The organism is Streptomyces sp. NBC_01003 (assembly GCF_045162695.1).
Classification (GTDB): Bacteria; Actinomycetota; Actinomycetes; order Streptomycetales; family Streptomycetaceae; genus Streptomyces.
In genome coordinates, this window is sequence record NZ_CP108707.1 from 2,355,209 (window position 1) to 2,377,100 (window position 21,892).

Annotated in this window: 15 protein-coding genes and 2 pseudogenes; 7 read left to right on the forward strand and 10 right to left on the reverse strand. The window is 68.6% G+C overall.

From position 1 onward, the window contains the following. Positions 1 to 104: 104 nt before the first annotated feature. The 4 genes from OG698_RS11045 to OG698_RS11060 all read right to left on the reverse strand — a co-directional run bounded on the left by OG698_RS11045 (position 105) and on the right by OG698_RS11060 (position 5,462). Positions 105 to 2,150, reverse strand: coding sequence for a flotillin family protein (locus OG698_RS11045; RefSeq protein ID WP_406102916.1), 2,046 nt, complete (start codon positions 2,148 to 2,150; stop codon positions 105 to 107). Between the two features lie 105 nt (positions 2,151 to 2,255). Further along, complete coding sequence (locus OG698_RS11050; RefSeq protein ID WP_406102918.1) at positions 2,256 to 2,705, reverse strand: hypothetical protein; 450 nt, start codon at positions 2,703 to 2,705, stop codon at positions 2,256 to 2,258. A gap of 1,181 nt (positions 2,706 to 3,886) precedes the next feature. Next, the gene (locus OG698_RS11055; protein ID WP_406102919.1) at positions 3,887 to 4,993 is read right to left on the reverse strand and encodes an SPFH domain-containing protein; all 1,107 of its coding nucleotides are present in this window, start codon (positions 4,991 to 4,993) and stop codon (positions 3,887 to 3,889) included. Positions 4,994 to 5,024: 31 nt separating this feature from the next. Beyond that, positions 5,025 to 5,462 (reverse strand): NfeD family protein, encoded by a 438-nt coding sequence (locus OG698_RS11060; protein WP_406102921.1) that lies wholly within the window; start codon positions 5,460 to 5,462, stop codon positions 5,025 to 5,027. A gap of 1,157 nt (positions 5,463 to 6,619) precedes the next feature. On the opposite strand from OG698_RS11060, the gene OG698_RS11065 reads away from it, so the two are divergent. The 6 genes from OG698_RS11065 to OG698_RS11090 all read left to right on the forward strand — a co-directional run bounded on the left by OG698_RS11065 (position 6,620) and on the right by OG698_RS11090 (position 14,027). Beyond that, positions 6,620 to 7,354 carry an ABC transporter ATP-binding protein gene (locus OG698_RS11065; RefSeq protein ID WP_406102922.1) on the forward strand — a complete coding sequence of 245 codons (735 nt, stop codon included), beginning with the start codon at positions 6,620 to 6,622 and terminating at the stop codon, positions 7,352 to 7,354. Between the two features lie 9 nt (positions 7,355 to 7,363). Next, positions 7,364 to 9,736 carry an FtsX-like permease family protein gene (locus tag OG698_RS11070; protein ID WP_406102923.1) on the forward strand — a complete coding sequence of 791 codons (2,373 nt, stop codon included), beginning with the start codon at positions 7,364 to 7,366 and terminating at the stop codon, positions 9,734 to 9,736. Between the two features lie 108 nt (positions 9,737 to 9,844). After that, a complete protein-coding gene (locus tag OG698_RS11075; protein ID WP_406102925.1) occupies positions 9,845 to 10,489 on the forward strand; it encodes a TetR/AcrR family transcriptional regulator in 645 nt (214 codons plus the stop codon). A 247-nt stretch (positions 10,490 to 10,736) separates the two neighbouring features. Further along, positions 10,737 to 11,189, forward strand: a complete 453-nt coding sequence (locus OG698_RS11080) for a hypothetical protein (RefSeq protein ID WP_406102927.1) — start codon at positions 10,737 to 10,739, stop codon at positions 11,187 to 11,189. Between the two features lie 72 nt (positions 11,190 to 11,261). Then, positions 11,262 to 11,633, forward strand: a complete 372-nt coding sequence (locus OG698_RS11085; RefSeq protein WP_406102928.1) for a hypothetical protein — start codon at positions 11,262 to 11,264, stop codon at positions 11,631 to 11,633. A 717-nt stretch (positions 11,634 to 12,350) separates the two neighbouring features. Continuing rightward, entirely contained in the window at positions 12,351 to 14,027 is a 1,677-nt protein-coding gene (locus OG698_RS11090) for a chloride channel protein (RefSeq protein WP_406110961.1), read from the forward strand. A gap of 659 nt (positions 14,028 to 14,686) precedes the next feature. On the opposite strand, the pseudogene OG698_RS11095 reads toward OG698_RS11090, so the two are convergent. The 4 genes and pseudogenes from OG698_RS11095 to OG698_RS11110 form a co-directional block, all read right to left on the reverse strand. Beyond that, positions 14,687 to 15,852 (reverse strand): annotated as a pseudogene (locus OG698_RS11095) (permease). Between the two features lie 888 nt (positions 15,853 to 16,740). Beyond that, on the reverse strand, positions 16,741 to 17,427 hold the full coding sequence (locus OG698_RS11100; protein WP_406102929.1) for a hypothetical protein: 687 nt from the start codon (positions 17,425 to 17,427) through the stop codon (positions 16,741 to 16,743). A 277-nt stretch (positions 17,428 to 17,704) separates the two neighbouring features. After that, on the reverse strand, positions 17,705 to 18,205 hold the full coding sequence (locus OG698_RS11105) for a MarR family winged helix-turn-helix transcriptional regulator (RefSeq protein WP_382100566.1): 501 nt from the start codon (positions 18,203 to 18,205) through the stop codon (positions 17,705 to 17,707). A gap of 88 nt (positions 18,206 to 18,293) precedes the next feature. Beyond that, positions 18,294 to 19,358, reverse strand: coding sequence for a PP2C family protein-serine/threonine phosphatase (locus tag OG698_RS11110; RefSeq protein WP_406102931.1), 1,065 nt, complete (start codon positions 19,356 to 19,358; stop codon positions 18,294 to 18,296). A gap of 153 nt (positions 19,359 to 19,511) precedes the next feature. On the opposite strand from OG698_RS11110, the pseudogene OG698_RS11115 reads away from it, so the two are divergent. Then, a pseudogene (locus tag OG698_RS11115) lies at positions 19,512 to 20,020 on the forward strand (nitroreductase family deazaflavin-dependent oxidoreductase). 93 nt (positions 20,021 to 20,113) lie between these two features. On the opposite strand, the gene OG698_RS11120 reads toward OG698_RS11115, so the two are convergent. Both OG698_RS11120 and OG698_RS11125 read right to left on the reverse strand, forming a co-directional pair. Further along, a complete protein-coding gene (locus tag OG698_RS11120; protein WP_406102933.1) occupies positions 20,114 to 21,205 on the reverse strand; it encodes an integrase core domain-containing protein in 1,092 nt (363 codons plus the stop codon). A 126-nt stretch (positions 21,206 to 21,331) separates the two neighbouring features. Then, complete coding sequence (locus OG698_RS11125; protein ID WP_406102935.1) at positions 21,332 to 21,844, reverse strand: hypothetical protein; 513 nt, start codon at positions 21,842 to 21,844, stop codon at positions 21,332 to 21,334. Positions 21,845 to 21,892 lie beyond the last annotated feature (48 nt).

Here is a 21,892-nt window from a genome sequence, read left to right on the forward strand (position 1 = left end):
GGTCTCCTTCTCTGCTTCTGCCAGGTCCTGCTTGTGCGGAGTTTGGGCAAGCGCCGGGACTGTCGACCCCCGTACGGCGGTCCCGGCGCGGTTCATGGGGAGGGTCAGTTCCGTGCCGACCCGTTCAGCTCGGCCAGCGGCAGGTCGGCCAGGCCCAACTGGCTTGCCTTGTCGAGGAGTTCACGGACAGGACCGGCCTGCTCGCCGCCGCTCTTCATGAGCTTCATGAGCAGGGCGGAGACGGTGAGGTTCTGGACGTCGGCGGTGGAGACCGAGCCGAGGATCGCTGTGAGGTCCTCGGTGAAGCTCGCCGACCCGTTCAGCCACGGGCCCGCCAACTGCTGTGCCACGTTCGAGTTCTGCACGAATCCGTCAACGCCCTTGCCCAGCGCGATCGAGTTCACGAGCCGGTCGAGGAAGACGGACTCGCCGCCGACGATGTTGATGTCGGCGTTCTCCAGGCCGGTGGCGAGTACGGTGGCCTGCGCCTCGGCGACCTGCCGCTGCACGTCGAGCCCAGCGAGCCGGATCTCCTTCTCCGCCTGCAGCCGCAGCCGGTACTCCTCGTGCCCGCGCGAGGCGTCGTCGAGTGCGGCCATGGCGACGGCCTTCTGGTTGATGCCCTCGGCCTCCGCCTTGAGCTTCTCCGAGATGGCAGTCGCCTCCGCCAGGGCCTTGGCGCGTGCCCCTTCCGCTTCGGCGCGCATCCTGGCCTCGGTGGCTTCGGCCTCGGCGCGGCCGGCCTTCTCGGTGACCTCGGCCTCCTTGTCTCGCACCTGCACCTCGGCGAGGCCGGGCGCCGCGGCCTCGGCCTGGACACCCGTCGCGAGCTTCAGCTTGGCCTGCGCCTTCAGGTCTGCGGCCTTCAACTCAGCTTCTGCCAGCGTGAGTTGCTCGGCGGCTCGGTGGGTGGCGGCCTGCTCGGCGGCCTCCGCGGCCTTGATGTCCTTGACCAGCTTCTCCTGGGCCTCGGCCTCCGCCGCGATGATGACGGCCTGCCGTCCGCGCTCGGCCTCCTCGACGGCCCGCAGCTTCTTGATGGACTCCTCCTGCTCGGCGACCGTCCGGTCGACGGCGACCCGCTCGCGTACGACCTCGGCGATCTCGCGCTTCTCCGCCTCGACCTCCTTGTCGGCGGCGATCTTCGTCAGCTGCGTCTCCCGCTCCCGCGCGATGACTTCGAGGAGGCGGTCCTTCTCGATGCGCTCGTTCTCGACGGCGATGACGCGCTCGCGGTTCTTCTGCGCGACGGCGACCTCGCGGGCCTGGTTCTCGCGCTGCACCCCGAGTTTTTCCTCGGTGGCGAGGAACGCGCCCTGCGAGCGCAGTCGCTCTTCCTCCACCACCCGCGCCGTCTCGGCCTCCTCGCGGGCCCGTACGGTGTCGATCTCGCGCTTCTGCTTGATCTCCGCGTCCGCCTGGCGACGCTCCAGCTCCAGGATGGTCTCGCGGGCGTCGACGTTCTGCCGCGTGATCTCCTTCTCCTCTGTGCGCTGGAACTCGTTCGTGCGCACGTGTTCGATGGTTGTCAGCTCGGTGATCTTCCGGATGCCCTGCGCGTCGAGGACGTTGTCCGGGTCGAGTTGGGTGAGCGGCGTCTGCTCCAAGTAGTCGATGGCCGCGTCCTCGAGGTGGTAGCCGTTCAGGTCGACGCCGATGACCTCGATGATCCGGTACCGCAGTTCCTCGCGCTTGGTGTAGAGGTCGGTGAAGTCGAGCTGCTTGCCGACCGTCTTGAGTGCCTCGGAGAACTTCGCGTGGAACAGCTCCTGGAGCGTCTTCTGGTCGCTGGCCCGCTGGGTTCCCACCGCCTGCGCGACCTTGATGACGTCGTCGACGGTCTTGTTGACCTTGACGAAGAACGAAATGCGGATGTCGGCGCGGATGTTGTCCTGGCAGATCAGCCCATCGCGGCCGGTGCGCGTGATCTCTATGGCCTTGACCGAGATGTCCATCACCTCGGCCTTGTGGAGTACGGGCAGTACGACCTGCCCGGTGAAGGTCACATCGACCTTGCGCATCTTCGACACGATGAGCGCCTTGCCCTGCTCCACCTTGCGGAACAGGCGGGTGAAGACGAGCAGCAACACAGCGACGACGAACAGGACAGCGACGACGGCCACGCCGATGCCCACAGTGGTGGCATCCATGATGAAGTCCTTTGGATCCAGGGGTGGCTGTCACCCCGAGACGAAGAGGGGATTGAAGGTGTGGCGATGACGCGGCCACGCACTCGCGCGGGGCGGCAGCCGGCGTCAGTAGTCGGTCGTGCGCGAACCGCTGAGCACGGAATCTGAGTCGCCGCGCCGTCCGGCATCAAGGCCGAAGGTGGGCTGCACAGGTTCATCGGGGGCGCGCTTGGCCCGCGGCGACACGACCCGACGCGCCACCCGCCAGCCGACCAGCGGCGAGAGGAGAAGCAGTGCGACGCGCAGCGCGGCCTGCGGGATTCCGGCAAAGTCGAACCAGTCGACCAGGACCGATCCGGTGACGCTCACCGCCCATGCCACGGCGATCACCAGCGACAACGCCACTGCGACAGGGACTCCCCCGAGGCCCGCCGCCCGCAGGTCGACATCCTCGTCAAAGGCGGTCGCAGCGGCTCCTCCAAGAACGACCAACAGCCAGAAACCCGCAGTGACGCCCAGCGCAGCGGTGTACAGAAGCGTAGGGAACCCGGCAGCGCCGGCGAAGATCTCCCCCATCCCCCGACCTCCTTCGCCGCGCCACCGGCCCCTCCCCCGGCGACAGGACCTCATTTCCGAAGCCCGGCACCGAGGGTGACCCCCGTTCCTTCCTCGCTCATCCTGACGTGTCGTTGACGCCCAGCGCATTGCCGCAACCCGGCAGCATTTACGCCCCGTTGATGCCGGGCACCGACCTGCAGGCCTCTTCGACGCACGCCGACTGCCCTTCCGACTCGTCAGCTACAGAGATGTCGAGCAGCCGCCCCATACGCAACCGTCGGAGGTATGTGAATCCGCCCCAACGACACCTCGTCGGCACGCAATCCCTCTGATCAACAACGACCCCAGAGACATCGCCCCACCCTCGCGCGGCAGCATCAGCAGTGGGTGACGAGCATCCGGCGAAAAACGGGAACACACGCCGCCGAGGGAGAGCGAGAGCATAAGGAATCCGCCGGGCACTGCACCGCCGGGTGCCCGGGCCAGGCACGTCCCCTCTTTCTGCGGTCCGCGACGCCACGGTGGTGATGCGCATCGACGCCGGGCCCCGGTACACGGCGAGCCGGTCACTCGCGTGATCGCCATGCTCAAGGCCCGCGGTGTGTGCAGGGTTCCTTCCGGTGTGCCGGGAAGTCCGATCGGCGGCTCTTCCACCTGCGCCGCGGGAGCCCGCAGAAATGATCACTTGGACCATCCTGATTCTTTGCACCCTGCTGCTGCTTGCGGTGAGCATCGCTCTATTGCGCGGCTGGGCCCGCGTCCCTGTGCGCCACCACCCGGGACCACCCGGCTGCTCGGCGTCTGGGGCCTGCTCGTCTAGACGACCGCCCCACCGATTGCGTCCCTCGCCCGTGTCGACGCCTCATGCGAAGCGCGCTCCGCATGCGCGTCGTGGCCATGCCGGCTGACACCGTGCGCACGCTACTCCGTCGGCTTCAACGGCCGTCGCTCCACGGCCACATGATCGCGTGTGGTGACGACGCGCTCGCCGAACGGCTCGCTGCCGAGCTCCGTACCGTCTACGGCGAATGGGTCACCGTATTCGTTCCGGTCCACCCCGGCCACGAATCCGCGACCCTCAGCAGAGCCGGGAACGGCATGCACTTGATAATGCGTCAGGGTTCCGGGCGGCAGCTTTCCCCATCGTTGCCTGACCTGATTCCTGGCATCCCACCAGCTTGGCGAGAGGCGAGAGCGGCTCAGCTACCAGCGGATGTCTGCCCCCGCCCCGGCACCTGAGGCGTCCTCGCGGCCTCGGCCTCGGCCTTGGCATCGCTCACTGCGGCGTCAGCCTGCTTCGCGACCTCGTCAGCGGCCGCGGCAGCATCAAGCGCAGGCACCGAGCCTGCCCCCAGCACTGGGGCCTCATCTGGCGTGCCGTCAGCGCCGGCAGGGGGCGCTTCCTCGGGCTGCGCCGTTTTGGGGAGACCCAGCGTTGAGTGATCACCGAACGCGCTGGTGACGGTGCGAACTGCTTCGGTCAACTCCCCAGGGATCACCCAGAACGTGTTGTTGTCGCTCTTCGCCAAGTGCGGGAGCGTCTCAAGGTACTTGTACGCCAGGATCTTCGGGTCGGCATTGTTGCGATGGACAGCCTGAAAGACGCGCTCCACCGCCTTGGCCTCGCCGTCGGCCCGCAAGATCATGGCTTGTTGCGTGCCCTGTGCCTCCAGGATGTCCTTCTGCTTCGTGCCTTCCGCGGTGAGGATCTTGGCTTGCCGCTCCCCTTCGGCGTGCAGGATGGCCGCGCGCTTGTCGCGCTCGGCCCGCATCTGCTTCTCCATCGCCTCTTTGATGGTGTTCGGCGGATCGATGGCCTTGATCTCGACGCGGTTGACCCGGATGCCCCACTTGCCGGTGGCCTCGTCGAGGACGGTGCGGAGCCGAGTGTTGATCTCCTCACGCGAGGTGAGCGTCTGCTCCAGGTCCATGCTGCCGATGACGTTCCGCAGCGTGGTCACGGTGAGCTGATCGATCGCCTGCAGATAATCAGCGACCTCGTAGGCCGCCGCCCTCGGGTCGGTGATCTGGTAATAGAGCACAGTGTCGATGTTCACGACAAGGTTGTCCTCAGTGATCACCGGCTTGGGGTCGGACGAGTACACCTGCTCGCGCACATCGAGTTTGGTGTTGACACGGTCTGCCACCGGCAGGACGAAATTCAGGCCGGGCTGCAGCGTCCGGCGATACCGGCCGAACCGCTCGATGTTGTAGCGGCGTGCCTGCGGGACGATCCGCACCGCGGCAGCGACGAGGAAGACGACAACGATCGCCGCCACGAGAATCGGGATGACAACCGGATCCACACTTCCTCCGTTACTCAGTGTTCAAAGCTGTTCATGGAAGGAGTTCGCGGGGATAGACAACGGCTGTGGCGCCTTCGATCTCCATGACATCGACCAGCGCTCCCACTGGGATCACATGGCTTTCGTCGAGGGCGCGGGCCGACCATTCCTCGCCAGAGATCTTGATCAGACCGCGGGTCGCGGAGACCTCTTGCATGACCTCGGCCCGTTTGCCGATCAGCGCGTCGCTGCCCTCGCGGAAGAGGGGTGACTGTGCCAGATGCCGCAACGCGACAGGGCGAATGACAATGAGGCCCGCTGCCGCTGCCCCCGCGACTGCCACCAGCTGGCCGAGAATGCCGATGCCCACACCAGCGACCACCGCGGCAACCAGTGCAGCGCCCGCCAGCAACCCGAAGACCAGCGTCAGGGTGAAGAACTCCGCGACGCCAAGCCCCACAGCTGCGAGCAGCCATACGTACCACGGCATCGAATCGGCCTCCCTCAGGGGACTTATTCACAATCTACCTCCCGGAACATCCGGCAAAACAGACTTATCCCCCCCGGTTGCATGGAGTACATCCCCCGGATACAAGGGCTGACGGGCCGGCTTCCTGGCGGTAGCCGGTCCGGGTGGAACAGTCGGTGAGCATGTCGTCGGCGAGTCGGGGTCTACGAGAGCCGACGCCACCCGTGGTGAGCGACCCAGAGACGGCGGACACCGCGGCAACGCAACCCACCGCGACCACAATCACGCCAAACTCGGCGCCAGGCAAGGGACGTTGAGCGACCACACCCGTCGCCGGACTCGGGCCTGCCCTGCCCCGGCAGCGCGCTTCCGAGGATGGGCCGAGGTGCCGTCACCGGCCTCGAGCAGGCTCATTCCGTGGTACGCCCCTACCGCCCATCGGCCTGCATCCACCCCTCCCCCGCCGGTCTATCCGCCGCCACTCCGCATACCCGTGCAGAGCGTTCGTGCCGACCCACGCCTGCGCTCCGACCCCAGAGGCGGTCCAGCCTCCGGCTTCCACGCCATCGAAAACGGACTCCGCCGGGCTCAGGGGCGACGACGTCCGGTCGCCCTGCCGGTCGGTCCATACGGAGACACGTGTGCCCGCCTCGGCACCGGGCGCGAGCGGACGGGCCACTCAGGGCGCGGAGCGTCTGCGAGGAGATACGTGTGGATCTCACGACCAGCAACATCAACAACGTGCGACACAAGATCAAACACCTCGTCGCCCGCAGCACCGCCACCGAACCCCAATAAGGTCACTTCGCCCTCTCGACACTCCCCCCGCCAGCGAAACCTCTCCGCCGACGCCCGCAACAGCGAAACGGATGTTCGCCTCACTTACCGCCCTCTCACACCCAGACTGCGGAGTCCGGCTGATGGTTGCGACGACGCAGAGGCTCAGCGCTCCATGAGCCGCGCACGGGGCGCCCGCTCCGGTGCGGGGCGTGAGCAGTGGGCCCGTTCCCCACGCCGCTTGAGATGGGCCGGGTGCGGGGGGCCATAGAAGTCCAGGACCGAACGAATCCGCACTGTTGCGCCCGTCGGGGCCGCGAGCCGTCACGCCCCCTTGATTGGGCGACCGGCCAAGTCGTACGCTTTGGGCGTTCGACCAAGATGTACGGGAGGGGTACGACGTGAGCGAGACGACAGGGCCCGCCGGGCAACGCGGCAGTGTGCGGTTGCGCAGTGTGAGCAAGACCTACGGCAGTGCGGAAGCCGCGGTGTACGCGCTGCGCGACGTCGACCTCGACATCGAGCCAGGCGAGCTCGTCGTCGTGCTCGGGCCCAGCGGTTCAGGCAAGACGACCCTCCTCAACCTCATCGGCGGGATCGAGGCCGCAGACGCGGGACAGTTGACCGTCGCCGGAGAGGAGCTGACTGAGCGGAACCCAGCCGCGCTCACCGGGTTCCGGCGGGCGCACATCGGGTTCGTGTTCCAGTACTTCAATTTGGTACCAACCCTCACCGCCCAGGAGAACATCGAGGTCATCGCCGAGCTCACCGGGCGGGGCGCGCGTGGCCGGGCCGCCGAACTCCTTGCCGACGTCGGCCTGGCGGAGCGCGCGGACCACTTTCCCGCTCAGCTCTCCGGCGGCCAGCAGCAGCGCGTCGCCGTCGCCCGTGCGTTGATCACCGACCCGGACCTGCTGCTCGCCGACGAGCCCACCGGAGCACTCGACACCGCGACCGGCCGCCGGATCCTGGAGCTGTTGCAGCGCAGCAACCGCGAGGGCCGCACCGTCCTGATGGTCACCCACAACGCAGTGATCGCCGCGATTGCCCACCGTGTCGTGCGCATGCGCGACGGCGGCGTCGAGTCCGTCGAGCGGCAGACCGAGCCCGCCGACGTGGCGTCCGTGGCCTGGTGAGGAGGCGCGATGCGACACGTACTGCTCGCCAAGACCCGGCGTGACCTGCGGCGCAGGCTGGGCCAGTTCGCTGCCGTGGCCGTCACCGTGATGCTCGGCGTCACGCTCTTCGTCGCCAGCTTCGACGCCTACCTCAACCTCAGTGCGTCCTACGACCGCACCTACAGCCGGCTGCACTTCGCCGACCTGACCGCCACCGCGCCCGACGCCCGGCCGCCCGCCGAGGAGGTGGCGGACGCGTCCGGCGTCGCCGCGGTGACCACCCGTACCCAGGCGGACATTCCGCTCGCCCTCACGGGCCAGAAGCTCGCAGGGCGCGTCATCGGCCTGCCCGACGACGGCTCCGTCCCGGCCGTGAACCGGTTCGACCTCACCGCGGGGCACGCGCCCGTCGCCGGAGACACCGCCGGAGCGGTGCTGGAGCGGCACGCCGCCGACACCTTCGGCCTCCATCCGGGCGACCGGGTGCGGGCCTACGGCGGCGGCACCTGGCACACACTCACCGTGCGCGGCGTCGCCGAGTCGCCCGAGTATCTGTGGCCGGCGCGCAGCCGACAGGACGCGCTGGCCGATCCGCACTCCTTCGCCGTGCTGTACGTGCCCGAGTCCACTGCCCGCGTGCTCGCCGGTGTGTCCGCGCCGAACCAGGCCCTCGTCGAGTTCGCCCCGCACCCCTCCGCCGCGGCCGAGGACCGGATCACCGGTGCGCTGCGTGACGCGGGGGCCCTGCACGTGGAGCCGCAGGCCGACCAGCCCTCCAACGCCACACTTTCCGAGGACCTCAAGGGCTTCAACGAGATCGCCGTCGCCTTCCCACTGCTGTTCCTGTCCGCCGCGGGCGTCGCCGCGTACGTCCTGATCACGCGCCTGGTGATGGCCGAGCGGCGGGTCATCGGCACGCTGCTCGCCGCGGGTGCGGGGCGGGGCGCTGTCGTACGGCACTACCTGAGCCACGGCGTCATCGCGGCCACCGCCGGGGCGGTGGCCGGCGTCGGGCTCGGCGCCGTGGCCACCTCCGCTGTGACCCGCGCCTACACGGGGGAGCTGGGCATTCCCGACACAGTCGTGGCCCGGCACGTGCCGACGACAGTGCTCGGCCTGGCGTTCGGCCTGCTGGTCGCCCTGGTGGGTGGCGGTGCCCCGGCGCTCGCCGCGGCGCGTACCGCACCTGCCGAGGCGATGCGCGGCGACGGCGGCACCGCGCGGCGGCCCGGCCGGTTCACGGCGGCGCTCGCCCGCGCTTGGCGCATGCCGGCCATCTGGCGGATGGCGCTGCGCGACCTCGGCCGCAGCAAGCGCCGCACGGCGGCCACGATGAGCGGTGCAGGGCTCGCGCTGGTGCTCGTCCTGACCTCCGTCGGCATGCTCACCAGCATGCGGACGATGGTGCACACACAGTTCGACACGGTGGAGCGGCAGGACGCCACGGTGACCGTCGCCGCCGAAGGCTCCTCGGCCGCTGGAGTCGAGGACCGGCTGTTCGGCCTGGCGGGTGTCACCGCCGTGGAACCCTCGACGGCGGTGCCGGTAACCGTCGCGTCGACCGGTGACGCCACGCACCCCGACTCATACAGCACCTCCCTGACCGGGTACCGGCCGGACACCGACATGCACGGCTTCCTCGACAGCCACGGGCACACCCGTGAGCTGCCCGGGAACGGGGTGCTCGCCGGTTCGGCGCTGGCCGAGAAGCTGAAAGTCTCGGTCGGTGACCGTCTCACGGTCACCGTGCCGGGGGAACGGCCGAGGCAGGCGACACTGGCCGGATTCGTCGAGGAGCCCATGGGCACCGCGCTTTACGGCACCTTCGACACGGTCCGTACGGCGACCGGAACCGAGCCCAACAGCTACCTGCTGCGGTTCGCCGACGGCACCGACCGGGACCGGCTGCGCACCGAGGTCTCCGACCTGGACGGCGTCGTCGCGTACACGGACGCGCAGGCGCTGCGCGACCAGGTGGACGGCTACCTGAGCCTCTTCTGGATCTTCATCGGGGTGATGCTGGTGCTCGGCGAGACCCTCGCCTTCGCGGTGATCTACGTGACCATGACGGTCAACATCGCCGAGCGCACCGGCGAACTGGCCACACTGCGCGCTGCGGGCGTGCCGCTGCGCCGGGTGGCCGGCGCGCTGGCCGCCGAGAACCTCACGGCGACGCTGTTGGCAGTGCCAGCCGGTCTGGCGGCGGGAGCGGCGGTCGCGTGGGCGTTCCTGCGCTCCTTCAGCAGCGACCTGTTTACGATCCGGCTCGACCTCGGCTGGCCCGCCCTGCTGCTGGCCGCAGCCAGCGTCGTGGCCGCCGCCGCGGTGTCCCAACTGCCCGCCCTACGGGCCGTGCGGCGGCTCGACATCGCGCGGGTGGTCCGGGAACGGGGGCAGTGACGTGGGATGGCGTGCCCCGGTTGGGCGGGGGCGTTGTTTGCCCTGGCATCGGGCCACGTCTACGCTTTGGTCGAACGCCTAAGGCGGGGCCCTGCGGAAGGAGGAACCATGGCACCGACGTCGCAGGAAGTCGGACGGGAGACCCGGACCCGGCTGCTGTGCGCCGCGGCCGAGTTGATCGCCGAGGACGGCTGGGGAGCGGTGTCCACCCGGCGGGTCGCCGAGCGCGCCGGAGTGCGTCCCGCGCTGGTGCACTACCACTTCCGCTCCGTGGACAACCTGCTCGTCCAGGCCGCCCTCAGCGCCTTGCGCGAGGAGGTCGACACGCTGCTGACTGGGCTGCGCGAGGGGGCAGACGTCGGCGTGGGGCTCGACGTCTTCCTGGCCGAGGTGGCCCGCTTCGCCGCGGGCGGCGAGAACACCACGCTGTTCAGCGAGACGCTGCTGGCCGCGACGCGGCATGAGCAGCTCCGTACGGAACTGAGGGAGATCCTCGCCGAGTGCCGCACCGCGCTGACCCGGTGGGTGGCGGGACAGAGCGACACGGGGGACGCTGAAGCAACCGCCGTGCTACTGCTCGCGCTCCTCGATGGCTTGGTGCTGCACCAAATCATCGATCCGGACCTGGGCTCGGTCTCGGTGCATGGCCCGCTGCGCCGCCTCGCCGGCCTCGCCCCGGAGCGGCATACGGATGCCACGCAGAATCTGGTGGACCGCCCAAAGGCCGGCGGTGGACCGGCTTCCGGCAGCTGAGCCTCGCGTGACAAGGGATCGGATCGCGCCCGCAGTTGACCAGGCGAAAGCGGTGGAGCGTCCGATGATCGCCGAGATGGCGATCTTCTGAGAGGGCGGCATGTGGGTTGATCCGTGATGCTGTCGCCTGGACGTGTGGCTCTGGGAGCATCGGGCTGATCGTGGAGCCAGGGTCATGCTGGACTCCTAGCGAAACGATCTCCGCGGTGGTTGGATCACCCCAGGACTGAGGATCTGGGGGTGCGGGGTGTCCCTCGTCGCGTTCTTCGGCCCGCCCGCGATCACCATATTCCTCTTTGCCGTCGGCGCGCTCCCGTACGCCTTGTGGGCGACCCGGAGGAAGCCCTCGCGGCCGGCCCGCTGGGCTGTGATCGGCACCGCAGCGGCTATCGCCGCCTATGGGGCTGGAACCGTTTACGGGCTTGCGTTTACGAACGCGCTCGCCGTATGCGGGGACGAATCCGGGCACGGCGTCTACGTGGATGCCGGGAGCGACGACGTCCTGACCTCGGTGAGCGTGGACAGCTTCCCTCTGTCGATCACCTGCCACTGGAGCGGTGGTCACAGCACCGAAGCGGTGTGGTTCTGGGTTCCGATCCTGCTGTACGCAGGGCTCGTCTGCGCCATCGCCTGCTTGGCTCTGCTCCTCGTCAGTCGAACGCGAAGGCTGCGGCGCCCTCAAGACGGCAGCGTCCAGTGATCGGTACGGAGGCATCCCCCTCCTCCTACTGCGGCGTAGCAAAGGCAGCGAAGCAGGAACGGAGTTTCGTCGGTGATCATCTTGCTGTTCGCTGTATTGGCCGTCGGCGTGCCCACCTCCGTGGTCTGGAGGCTGGGGAAGCGAGCGAGGGTCCCTCGCTGGATAGTTGCCGTGTTCCTGCTGGCCGGGTGGCTGACGATATTCGCCGGCTGGGCCCTCTCGCAGCGCGCGCAGCCGTTCCTGTTTCCCGATACGTCGCCCTGCGGCAGCAGCGGCACTCCCGTATCGCAGTACTACCCGCCCGACTCGTTCTGCCGTCACACGGACGGGGAGTTGCGGACGGTGAACGGGCCGAACGCCCAGCTCTTGTTCTGGACCGCCCACAACACGGCCTTGGCCATGCTGATTGCTGCCGCCTTCGCGCGGCGTCATAAACAAGCCTGATCGCGCTCGCCTCACCAGGCAGGAGGCGAGGAAGCGCCTGCCGGCCCGGCACCCGCGGGGCCTTGTGCGGCCGTCTTGGCGCCGCCGACCTCGGTGAGGCCGTCGGGTCGTGGAATCGCTTGGCGTCGAAGCGGCCTTGCTCGAAGACCCTGGTGCCCCTCGTCGAGCAGCAGGGCGTCGGGGTGGAGCAGTACCAGGGTGAGGTTGAGCTTTTGCCGTGTGCCGCCCGAGAGCTCACTGGCGCGGACGCTTCCGTACTACTCCGTAGCCGAGGCGGCTGACGAGCTGGTGGCCGCGGCCCAGGGGCGGGAGACGGTGGGCGGCGGCGAAGTAGCGCAGATGTTGTTCGACGGTGAGGCTGTCGTTAAGGACAGGGTCTAGGGGGCGACGGACAGACCGCTCCACGCCGAGTGCAGAGCCGACCAGGGTCCCGAGGGCGCCTTCGGCAGGCTCCACCCATGCCCGCCCATACCCCCCGTGAACTGCCCTGATGCAGCCCAGAGCAGGCCTCGTGCACCGAGCGCGCCGCCCGGCCTGTGGAGACTGGGCGGCCCGCCCGCCCTCTCCCCTTGACACGTTTTGCATAATGCAAATGTAAGGAAGGGGAAATAAGTGAGTGTGACAGTGGAAGCCGGAACGGTGCTCCGCGAAGCAAGACCCACCAGTGACAACTCGGGCAAGCGATACCTTGGTGGGCTACGGTCGGCGCCTTGGGGCCTGGCGGTCCTGGCGGTCGCGATCGGTGCGGGTGCCGGGGTGGGCTCGATCGTCTTCCGCTGGTGCATCCAGACGTTCACCCGACTGTTCTCCGGGCACCCCGACTATGCGGCGGCGCCGGGCAGCACCAACCCGCATGTGCCCTGGCTCGGCCCCTGTTTCGTCCTCGTCACGCCCGTAATCGCGGGCCTGCTGTACGGGCCACTGGTGAACCGGTTCGCCAAGGAGGCCCGCGGGCACGGTGTGCCCGAGGTGATGCTGGCGGTGGCCCAGCGCGGCGGCCGCATCAGTCCCAAGGTGGCCGTGGTCAAGACACTGGCCTCTGCCCTCACGATCGGTTCGGGCGGTTCGGTGGGCCGCGAGGGACCGATCGTGCAGATCGGTTCCGCGCTCGGCTCGACGCTCGGCCGCCTGACGCACGTGACCGAGGGGAGGATGAAGCTGCTGGTCGCGTGCGGCGCCGCGGGCGGCATCGCGGCCACGTTCAACGCCCCGCTCGCGGGGGTCTTCTTCGCCATGGAACTCATCCTGCAGGCCTTCACCGTGGAGGCGTTCGGCGCGACGGTGCTGGCGAGCGTCACCGCGAGCGTGATCGGCCGGGCCGCGTTCGGTGACGTGGCGTTCTTGAATCTGCCGGCTTTCCACATTCAGCACCTGAGCCAGTACGCCTTGTTCGCGCTGCTCGGTGTGGTCGCGGGCGCGGTCGGCGTCGGCTTCTCGCGGATCTTGTATGCGATCGAGGATGCCTGTGACTGGATCTGGCGCGGCCCGGAGTGGCTGCGTCCCGCGGTCGGCGGCCTCGCCCTGGGTCTCGTCCTGTTCGTCCTGCCCGAGATGTACGGGGTCGGCTATCCGGTGCTCGAGAAGGCCACCGAGGGCGGATACGCGATCGGCTTCCTGCTCCTGCTACTGGTCGGGAAGATGCTTGCCACCAGCCTGACCGTCGGGATCGGCGGCTCGGGCGGGGTGTTCGCACCCAGCCTGTTCATCGGGGCGATGCTGGGTGCCGCGTACGGCGCTGTGGCGCACGACGTGCTGCCCGGCTCGGCCGGAGCTGTGGGAGCGTACGCGCTTGTCGGCATGGGAGCCGTGTTCGCGGGCGCGGCGCGTGCGCCGATCACAGCGGTCGTGATTCTCTTCGAGCTGACCGGCGAGTATTCGATCATCCTGCCGCTGATGCTCGCCATCGTCCTTGCGACGGCCACCAGCAGGCTGCTCGCCCGCGACACGATCTACACCCTCAAGCTGCGCCGTCGCGGCATCGACCTGACCGGGGCCGCCTCCGGCGCCCGTATCGGCAGCCAGGCGGTCACCATGGTCATGGAGCCACTGCCCACCCCGCTCCCTGCGTCCACTCAACTCGCTGACGCCGCAGACGTGTTGAGCCGATCGGGGCACGGTGCCCTGCCGGTCCTCGACGCCGACGGCGTCTACCTCGGTGTGGTAACGGCACAGGCCGTCGCCGAGGCGCTCGCCGAACAGCCCAACGGCGCGCCGACCATGGTGCGTGACCTTGCCGAGCCGCCACCCCGTATCACTGCCGACCAACAACTCGCCACCGCGCTGCATGCCTTGGTCGCGGCCCCCGGCACGGGCCTTCCAGTCCTCGACTCCGGCAAGGAGCGGCCTGTGGGCTGGCTCAGCCATCAGAGCGCACTCAAGGCACTGCACGCATAGGCGCTCCAGCTCCGGACGAATTGCGCCCGCCAGGGTGTGACGGGCGTCCCACCGATGTCCGTCACACCTGTCACGAATCGGGGACGTCGCCAGCCGGGTGCGGAGGGATCCGGGCTGATCCTGCGCACCCGGATGCTGCACCCTTCAAGCAAGTACAACTCAGGCGCCGTTGGTTGCCCGCCCCACACCTGGTCGACGCCGCCCGTACCGACAGATTGGTCGAACATGAGCCAAGAGCCGACAGCGGCCACCCCTGCGGTGCTCGCGACCGTGGGGATCGCGACAGCCGCGAGTGTCATCGCGGTCGCTCTATTCGGGGGCCCATGGGCACGAGTGGCCTTCTCCGGGCTGATCACCATCGGCGTTGTGAGCGCAGCGGGCGCGGTCGGCGCACTCGTTAAGTTCCTGTCGAGCAAAGGCAGCTGAGCACTCTGAGTCGTCGCGGTTGGGCAGCTGTCACCTCGATCACGGACAGCCGGCACAGAGGCACGCCAAGAGGCCGATCACCCTCCAGTGGATCATTCGCCGCCTTCCGCAGTCCGGCTCTCGCCGCGGGTCAGCCTTCCGGTGAACTCGGCGGCGAACGCCCGTTGCCGGGTGCAGCCGCGGCTCGCCGCCCAGCTCGCGGGCACAGCCTGGGGGGCCGAGAGCGGGAATGGTCATCGGCTCTTCGCTTCATGGCGGCCACTGCCGTCGGGAGCGCCGCCCATCTTGCGGAGCATCCCAACCCCGCCGGTGCTCACGAAGCGCACCACCAGCACCGCAGCCAGGGACAGGAAGACGATGGTGAGCCAGGCTGTGTAGTTCCAGGTGATGCCGCCACCGGGGAGCGTCGCGCGGGAGCGGTCCGGTACGGCACCGAGGCCGCCGAAAACGAACTCCACGACGTATCCGGCGGCCACCATCGCCGCATAGAACGTGACGAGCAGGAAGCCTGCGGTCCACAGGCCGTAGTACTTCCGGTAGATGTTGAGGATCGGAAGGATCAGCAGGTCCGCGAAGAGGAAGGCGATCACCCCGCCGAAGCTGATGCCGCCCTGCCACAGCACCACCGCCAGCGGCACGTTGCCCACAGAACAGACGAACGACGCGCCGGCGACGAGAGGGCCGATCACGGGGCCCCACAGCTTTGCGGCGAGTGGGTGCCCGTCGAAGAAGAGCGCCTGCCAGAAGGAGTCCGGCACCCATGCCGCCACCGCACCCGCGATCAACAGTCCGAGGACGAGGTCGCGCAGGATCGCGGCCCACTCCATGACAAAGACGTGCGCGACGGCGGTGAACCCGTCACCGGACACCAGGCGCCGCCCGAACGATCCCTGCCTTCGCACGGACATATCCATCGCGGCGTGGCCCTCCATCGCTCCGGCCAGCCCTCGCCCGGCCTGTTCACGTGCCTCCCGCACCAGCCGCTCACGCAGGAACAAGCGGAACAGGACAGCCAGGAACACGATCATCAGTGGACCGCCTACGAACTCAGCAAGGGTGAACTGCCAGCCCATCAACAGGGCGAGGATCACGCCGAGTTCGATGACCAGGTTGGTTGAGGCGATCTCGAAAGCCATCGCCGCGTGAGGTGTGCGCCGCCCTTGCGGAACAGCGACCGCGCGAGCGCCACCGCGGCGTACGAGCACGACGACGAGGCAGCGCCGAACCCGGCCGCGAGAGCCAGGGTCCGCGGACGGTCATCGCCGAGGAGGCGGACGACGGAGGACTTACGCACCACCGATTGCACGACAGCCGACAGCGCGAAGCCGAGCACAAGGGCCCAGGTGATGTCCCAGGCCATGCTGCCAGCACGGGACAGAGCATGCAGGACTGCCTCCATAGACGCACCTCCGGCAGGACCTGAGCACAAGCCAGTCGGACGATCCATCAGCCGCGTACCCGTCGAACGATCGAGGTATCGCCCGGCCCGGACATCCTTGCACGGTGCAATAATGGATAGGCGGAACTCGTCGTCCAGCAGGCCGCCCCAAGGGAGGCAAGATCATGGCCACGGAGCATGTGCGGCGCAGCTACTCCTTCGCCTGCCTGAATTGCGGGCACGGCTGGGAAGACACATACGACATCGACGTGTCAGTGAACGAACACGCACGCATCACGGCCGACTACCACCTCGCCGGGCAGCACGTCCCCTCCCCTCTCCAGTCGCCACGTTGCCCAGCCTGCGAGGGCCGCAGGATCCGTATCATGCGTCCGGGGCGCGTCAACTCGGCTCGCAGTCAGGAGAGTTGAATATAGGACCCTCGCTCCGGTACACCGATCGGCGGCTGAGGCCGCTAACCTTCAGTCATATTCGGTCACGGCGCATTGCGTGTCCGCGGCGCCTCTGGCGCCTACCCGGGCCCCTCGCGTGCGAGCGGCGACCTGGGCGCCGGAATCACGCCCCGCAGCCGTTCCGGTCCATCCGCCACGCTATCCGATATGGGTTGTCGTGCCCGCCTCGTGGTGCGAGGAGATGAGTGCACACACCGCGCGCACATCACCGATACACCGGCCCGGGCCGGCCGCCGGCCAGACGTGGCAACCCCGGCTCACGACCGGAAACCGTGCGCCTGCCGCCGCAGCCTGAGCCCGCCGCCCTCCACCGGCGAAACGGCATGCTGCTCGGCGGGAACCGGGCCTCGCATTGAGAGGCGTGTCTCCATCGAGCGTCGGCCTCTCTTGTAGTCCTCGATGCGTTCGCATCCAAAAGCCGAGGCGGCTGCGCCGCTCACGTTCCGCGTTGCGTGTCCGTCATCCGGAACGAGCGCACCACTGCGACTGTGCACCCGGCCACGAACACAGCGGTGAGACCGGCCAGCCGAAGCTCCGCCGTACGCAGTTCCCCGGGCGCGGCGACGCCGCGTGCGGGCGCCCGCCCTCGCGGGTCGTACACCACCGGAAGGGTGTCCCCCGGCGCGGTCGACTTGCCACAGCCGCGCCACACCTCGGCGCCTGCCGGAACGGCGTCGATGTCGGTGACGGAGCAAAAAATGCGCCCGTGGTCGGCCGCCGTCTCCACCGACGCCACGCGCGCCGACTCCACCAGGCCGCGCTGCTGCAGCACGACCCCGGCCGCGACATCCGGCGCCGTAAGGGCCAGGCATGCCCCGAGCACGGCGACGAGCCCGACCAGGACCCACCCGGCGCGCAGGATCACGAGGTACAGCACCAGGGCGGCGGCCACCACCAGCCCTGGTTCGCCGGTGACCAGTGTCGGGGGGCCGCCCCACATCCCGGCGAATCCCGCCCCGACGATCGCCGCCGCTGCTGTGCTCCCGGCCAGCAGCCCCTCGGCCAGCAACGACTCCGGGACCCCCACGAACTCGGCGGGCCCCCACAAGACAGTGCGCAGATGCTCCATGAGCCCGGGCACGGCCAAGCGGCGGGGCGGCGCGTGCCGACGCTCTTTCCGCATGTTGCCCCCCCTTCCATCCGGCAGGAAAACAGCTACCACCGCACTGCCATTGCATTGTGCAAGGTCGAGCCGTTGTTCAAGGTGCGTGCAGACCGGGCCGTCGCAGGCACTCGGCCGGTCCTTCAACGGACCCTCGCAGGTCAGAAATGCCTCGTTGCCACTCGATCAGCAGTGGCATCGCCGCTTGCTCGGCGTAGGGCAAGGCGGCCGGGCCCTACGGCCGCGGAGTGTGACACGTCGGCTGTCACTGTCGTGTGCTGCGCACACGACGTGCTGGTCAGCCTGCCGTCGATGAATCGCCCCAGCCCAGCGGATGAAGCCCGGTGCCTTCGTCAAGGAGCGGGGCCAGCGGTTCGCCGCCCGCGTCGTTGAAGTCGGCGAGAGCGTCGATGAGTGCCGTCCGCTGCTGTGGGGCAAGGCGCTGAACGATCGAGGCGATCTCCTGGCGCCGGCGCGCGGTGACGTCCTCGACCGTGTGGCGGCCTTCGTCGGTGAGCTGGAGGAGGGTCTCGCGGCGGTTGTCCGGGTTGGTCTTCCGGTCCGCGAGGCCGGCAGCGATCAGCCGGTCGACCATGCGCATCGCCGTCGACGGCGCCACTCCCAACAGCTCGGCCAGCGCGACGAGTTTGGTCGCCCCGCGCGAGGAAAGCACCACCAGCATCCGGAACTGCGGCAGCGTCACCCGGTCCTCGACCTCCGCCAAGGAGCGCGCCGATACCGCGACCAGCACCCGCGATGCGGTCAGCACCGCACGGGTGACCGCGTCCACATCGTCCATGGGCTCTGTTGGAGCCGCTTTCCTGGCCATGACACATTTCTACCCTGCCCACGGCCCGGAGTGCCCTCCGCCTCTCGATGTCCATGTCTCACCGCTTGTGGTAGCGCAGCAGGAGCATGGCTGCGTCGTCGTGCAGGGGGCCACTGGCGTGCCGTACCACGTCCTTGCGCAACGCCTCGAGCGCTGCCTCTGCATCAGACTCCTTGAGCAGGCCTGCCCGCTCCTCCAGCGGGTAGAAGATGCCGTCCGGGTCACGGGCCTCCGCCACGCCGTCTGTGTAGAGCAGAAGTTGGTCCCCCGGGGCGAAGTCGACCCGGTAGGGGCAGGGCCGCTCTCCTCCGTGCACTCCCAGGCCGAGCGGGAGCGCGTAGGCGGGCGGGCGCGGAAAGTCGACGGAACCGTCGGAGCGTACAAGCATCGGTGCCGGATGCCCGCAGTTCAGGAAGACTGCAACCCTGTCCACCGTGTGTATTTCGGCGAGGACGGCGGTCACGAACTTCTCTCCGCCTGCCTCACGGGCCACGCTACGCTCCAGCCTGGCGGCGAGCGTGACCAGATCGGGCTCGTCGTGCGCCGCCTCACGAAAGGCCCCCAGCACCAGAGCCGCTGTCTCCACCGCGGCAAGTCCCTTGCCCTGGACATCGCCGACGATGACCCTCACTCCATACGGCGAGGCCACGACCTCGTACAGATCGCCCCCGATCCGCGCCTCAGCGAGCGCCGATGTATAGGAGACGGCGACCTGGAGGGGTCCGGCGCTGCGCGGCACCGGTCTCAGCAGTACGCGCTGCGCCACCTCGGCGATCGAGCGCACACTGGCCAGTTCCGCCTCGCGCCGCCCGCGCGTCCCCGCCGCGATGGCACCCGCCAGTGTCACCCCGGCGACCGAGGCCATCGCCGTGTAGCCGCGCCGGGTCTCGAAGAGCCCGTCGTACGCCCCCAGGCCCGCGCACAGCAACAGCGCCACGACGCCCATGAGCGTGGTGCGCCGCCACGTGCCGATCAGCCCGGCGAAGGCGGGGCCGAGCGACACCAGCGGGAGGAACCCCACCCCAGGACCGGCCGTGAGGTCCACGGCGGCCACCACCGCCATCACCACGACCGGCAGCCAGGACAAGACCAACCGGCCGTCCCGCCGCTCCGCAGTGATCATGGCGCTCCCAGCAGTGTCACAACACCCACGAGCCGCCTTCACCGAGCGACCCTCCCCCAGCTTTAGACTATGCAAAGATTGCATCAACTAAGGGTCTCGGTCCGGCGTCTGTTACGCAATCGAGTCCCATGAGCGGCTCATGGAGGGCATGTGATGACGGCACAGCAGCGCGGCACCCACAACCGCCCTCCCCTGCCGCGCGGCTGGGGGCGACGCCTCGCGCGACTCCCATCGCCCTCTACCGCGTGGGCCTTGGGCCGGTCTTCGGTAAGCGCCTGCTGCTCCTGCACCACATCGGCCGGACCAGCGGCCTTGACCGGCGGGTGGTCCTCGAGGTTGTCGCCCACGACACGGAACGGGGTAACTGGATCCTGGCCTCCGGCTTCGGCCCCAAGGCCGCCTGGTACCAGAATCTCCGCGCCACCCCGAAGACCACCATCCAGGTCGGCAACCGCAACTACGCCGTCACCGCCCACTTCTTGAGCGCGGACGAGGGCGGCGAGATCACGAGCCGCTACGCCCCTACCCATCCCCGCATAGCACGCCGCCTGTGCGCCTTCATGGGCTTCGATGTCGACGGCACCACCGAGTCCTACCGGCAGGCCGGCCGCCAGATCCCCTTCATCCGCCTCGACGCCGCCCCCGGCCAGCGCCTGTCCTGAAGCGCCGCAACAGACACGATCGAAACGGGGCAAGGCTCAGCGTCGGAGATCCAACCGCTGGCCGTGCGGGTGCCGATTAATCATCCGGCCTGGTCAAGCCGCACGTTGGTACTGATGCAGCGTTCCGCCGAGTCGCTCTCGTCGATAGACCTGTAGGTTCTCGATCTCCCCTGGTTCGGTGATCGGTTCGGGTAGTGAGCGGAGCGGGGCGGCCTGATCCAAGGCCCGGTGTGGCCGGTGCCCGTTGTAGAAGGACTCGAACTCGCGCAGCGCGTAGAGCAGGTGGCTGTGGCTCCAGATCAACGTGCGGTCCAGCAGCTCGCGCCGGCAGGTTTGTATCCAGCGCTCCATGACGGAGTTCATCCGCGGCATCCGGATACCGCTGGTGACAACCTTCAGCCCGGCATCGGCCAGCACACCGTCGAAGGCCTGTGTGAACTTCGAGTCACGGTCACGGATCAGGAACCTGGCCCCGCTCCTCGCATCCTCCAGGTCCATAACGAGGTTACGCCCGAGCTGCACCACCCACTGTGCGGTGGGGTACGCGGTGGCGCCGAGAACCCGGATACGGCGAGTGGAGTGCTCGATCACTGCAAAGACGTACAACCGCGCCCCGGCCAGGGTGCGGGCCTCGAAGAAGTCGCAGGCCAGCAGCGCGTCGGCCTGGCCGCGCAGGAAGTCGGCCCAGGACGTGCCTTCCCTCTCCGAGGCGGGAGGGATGCCGTGCTCACGCAGGATCTCCCAAACGGTGGAGGCGGCGACCTTGCTACCCAGCGCCGCGAGTTCACCATGGATCCGGCGGTACCCCCACGAGCTGTTTTCGCGGGCCATGCGCAGGACGAGGGCGCGAATCGAACGGATGGTCGGCGGGCGACCGCGTCGCCTCGGCACGCAGGTCGCGGCGTGGCGCCGTTTGAGCAGATCACGGTGCCAGCGCAAAAGCGTGTCCGGGCGCACCAGCAGCAGGACATGCCGCACCTCCTCCCCCGGGAGGAGGTGGAGCAGGCCAGCGAGGACGACACGGTCGGCGTCGTCGAACGCGGGCTTGCCGACCTTGCGCTGCAGGACCAGCAACTGGTGCCGCAGCGCCAGCATTTCGATGTCCTTCTCCCGATCACTCATGGGCGCCCGGCGCAGGAGCGCGACGGTGGTCGTCGCGGTGAGGTAGGCCAGGCGCAGCAGCATGACACGTCATCCTGCCGTCCTGCCGTGTACAGGTGAAGACAGCGGGGTGAGCGGCGAATACGGCCCAAGACCGGCGATCAATGCCTTCACCTGGGCGGATGATTTGTCGGCACCCGCAGTGTCGTTTCAGCGCTTGATGCGGCTGCGGACGGCGATGACGGCGAGGGCCAGCAGAACGGGTTCGAGAAGACGTGAGGCCATCTCGATGTAGGTGCCAGCGGTGGTGAGGTTCTGGCCAGAGGAGCGGAAGACTACGGAATTCACCACGACGCGGGTGGATTTCTCCGCGCGGTCGCCAGTCAGACGTCGGTTCAAGGGGCCTGACAACCGCGGGTCGGTACTCACGGTATGCAAACTGATCTTGCTGCCGGTGAGCGTGCCGGTGGTTGCTGGTTCGGGGTCGTGGGTGGGCAGGCCCCACAGCATCAGCGCCAGCACAGTGGCGCTCATGGCCGTGATCAGCCAGGTCACGGCACGCGAAGCACGGAGGCCGTAGCCTGAGAGCAGCCAGTACCCCCACAGCAGACCGCGCTCACCGCGCGGGGTGCTGATGCGGTCGTGGCGACGCATCTCCATCTCACCGTAGTAAAAGTCGGCGGCGCCGGGTTCGTCTTTGCCGTCCTCGAACGCCTTCCGCAACTGTCGGTAGATGGCGGCTACGTCCTCCGGACTTGGGGTTAGACCGGG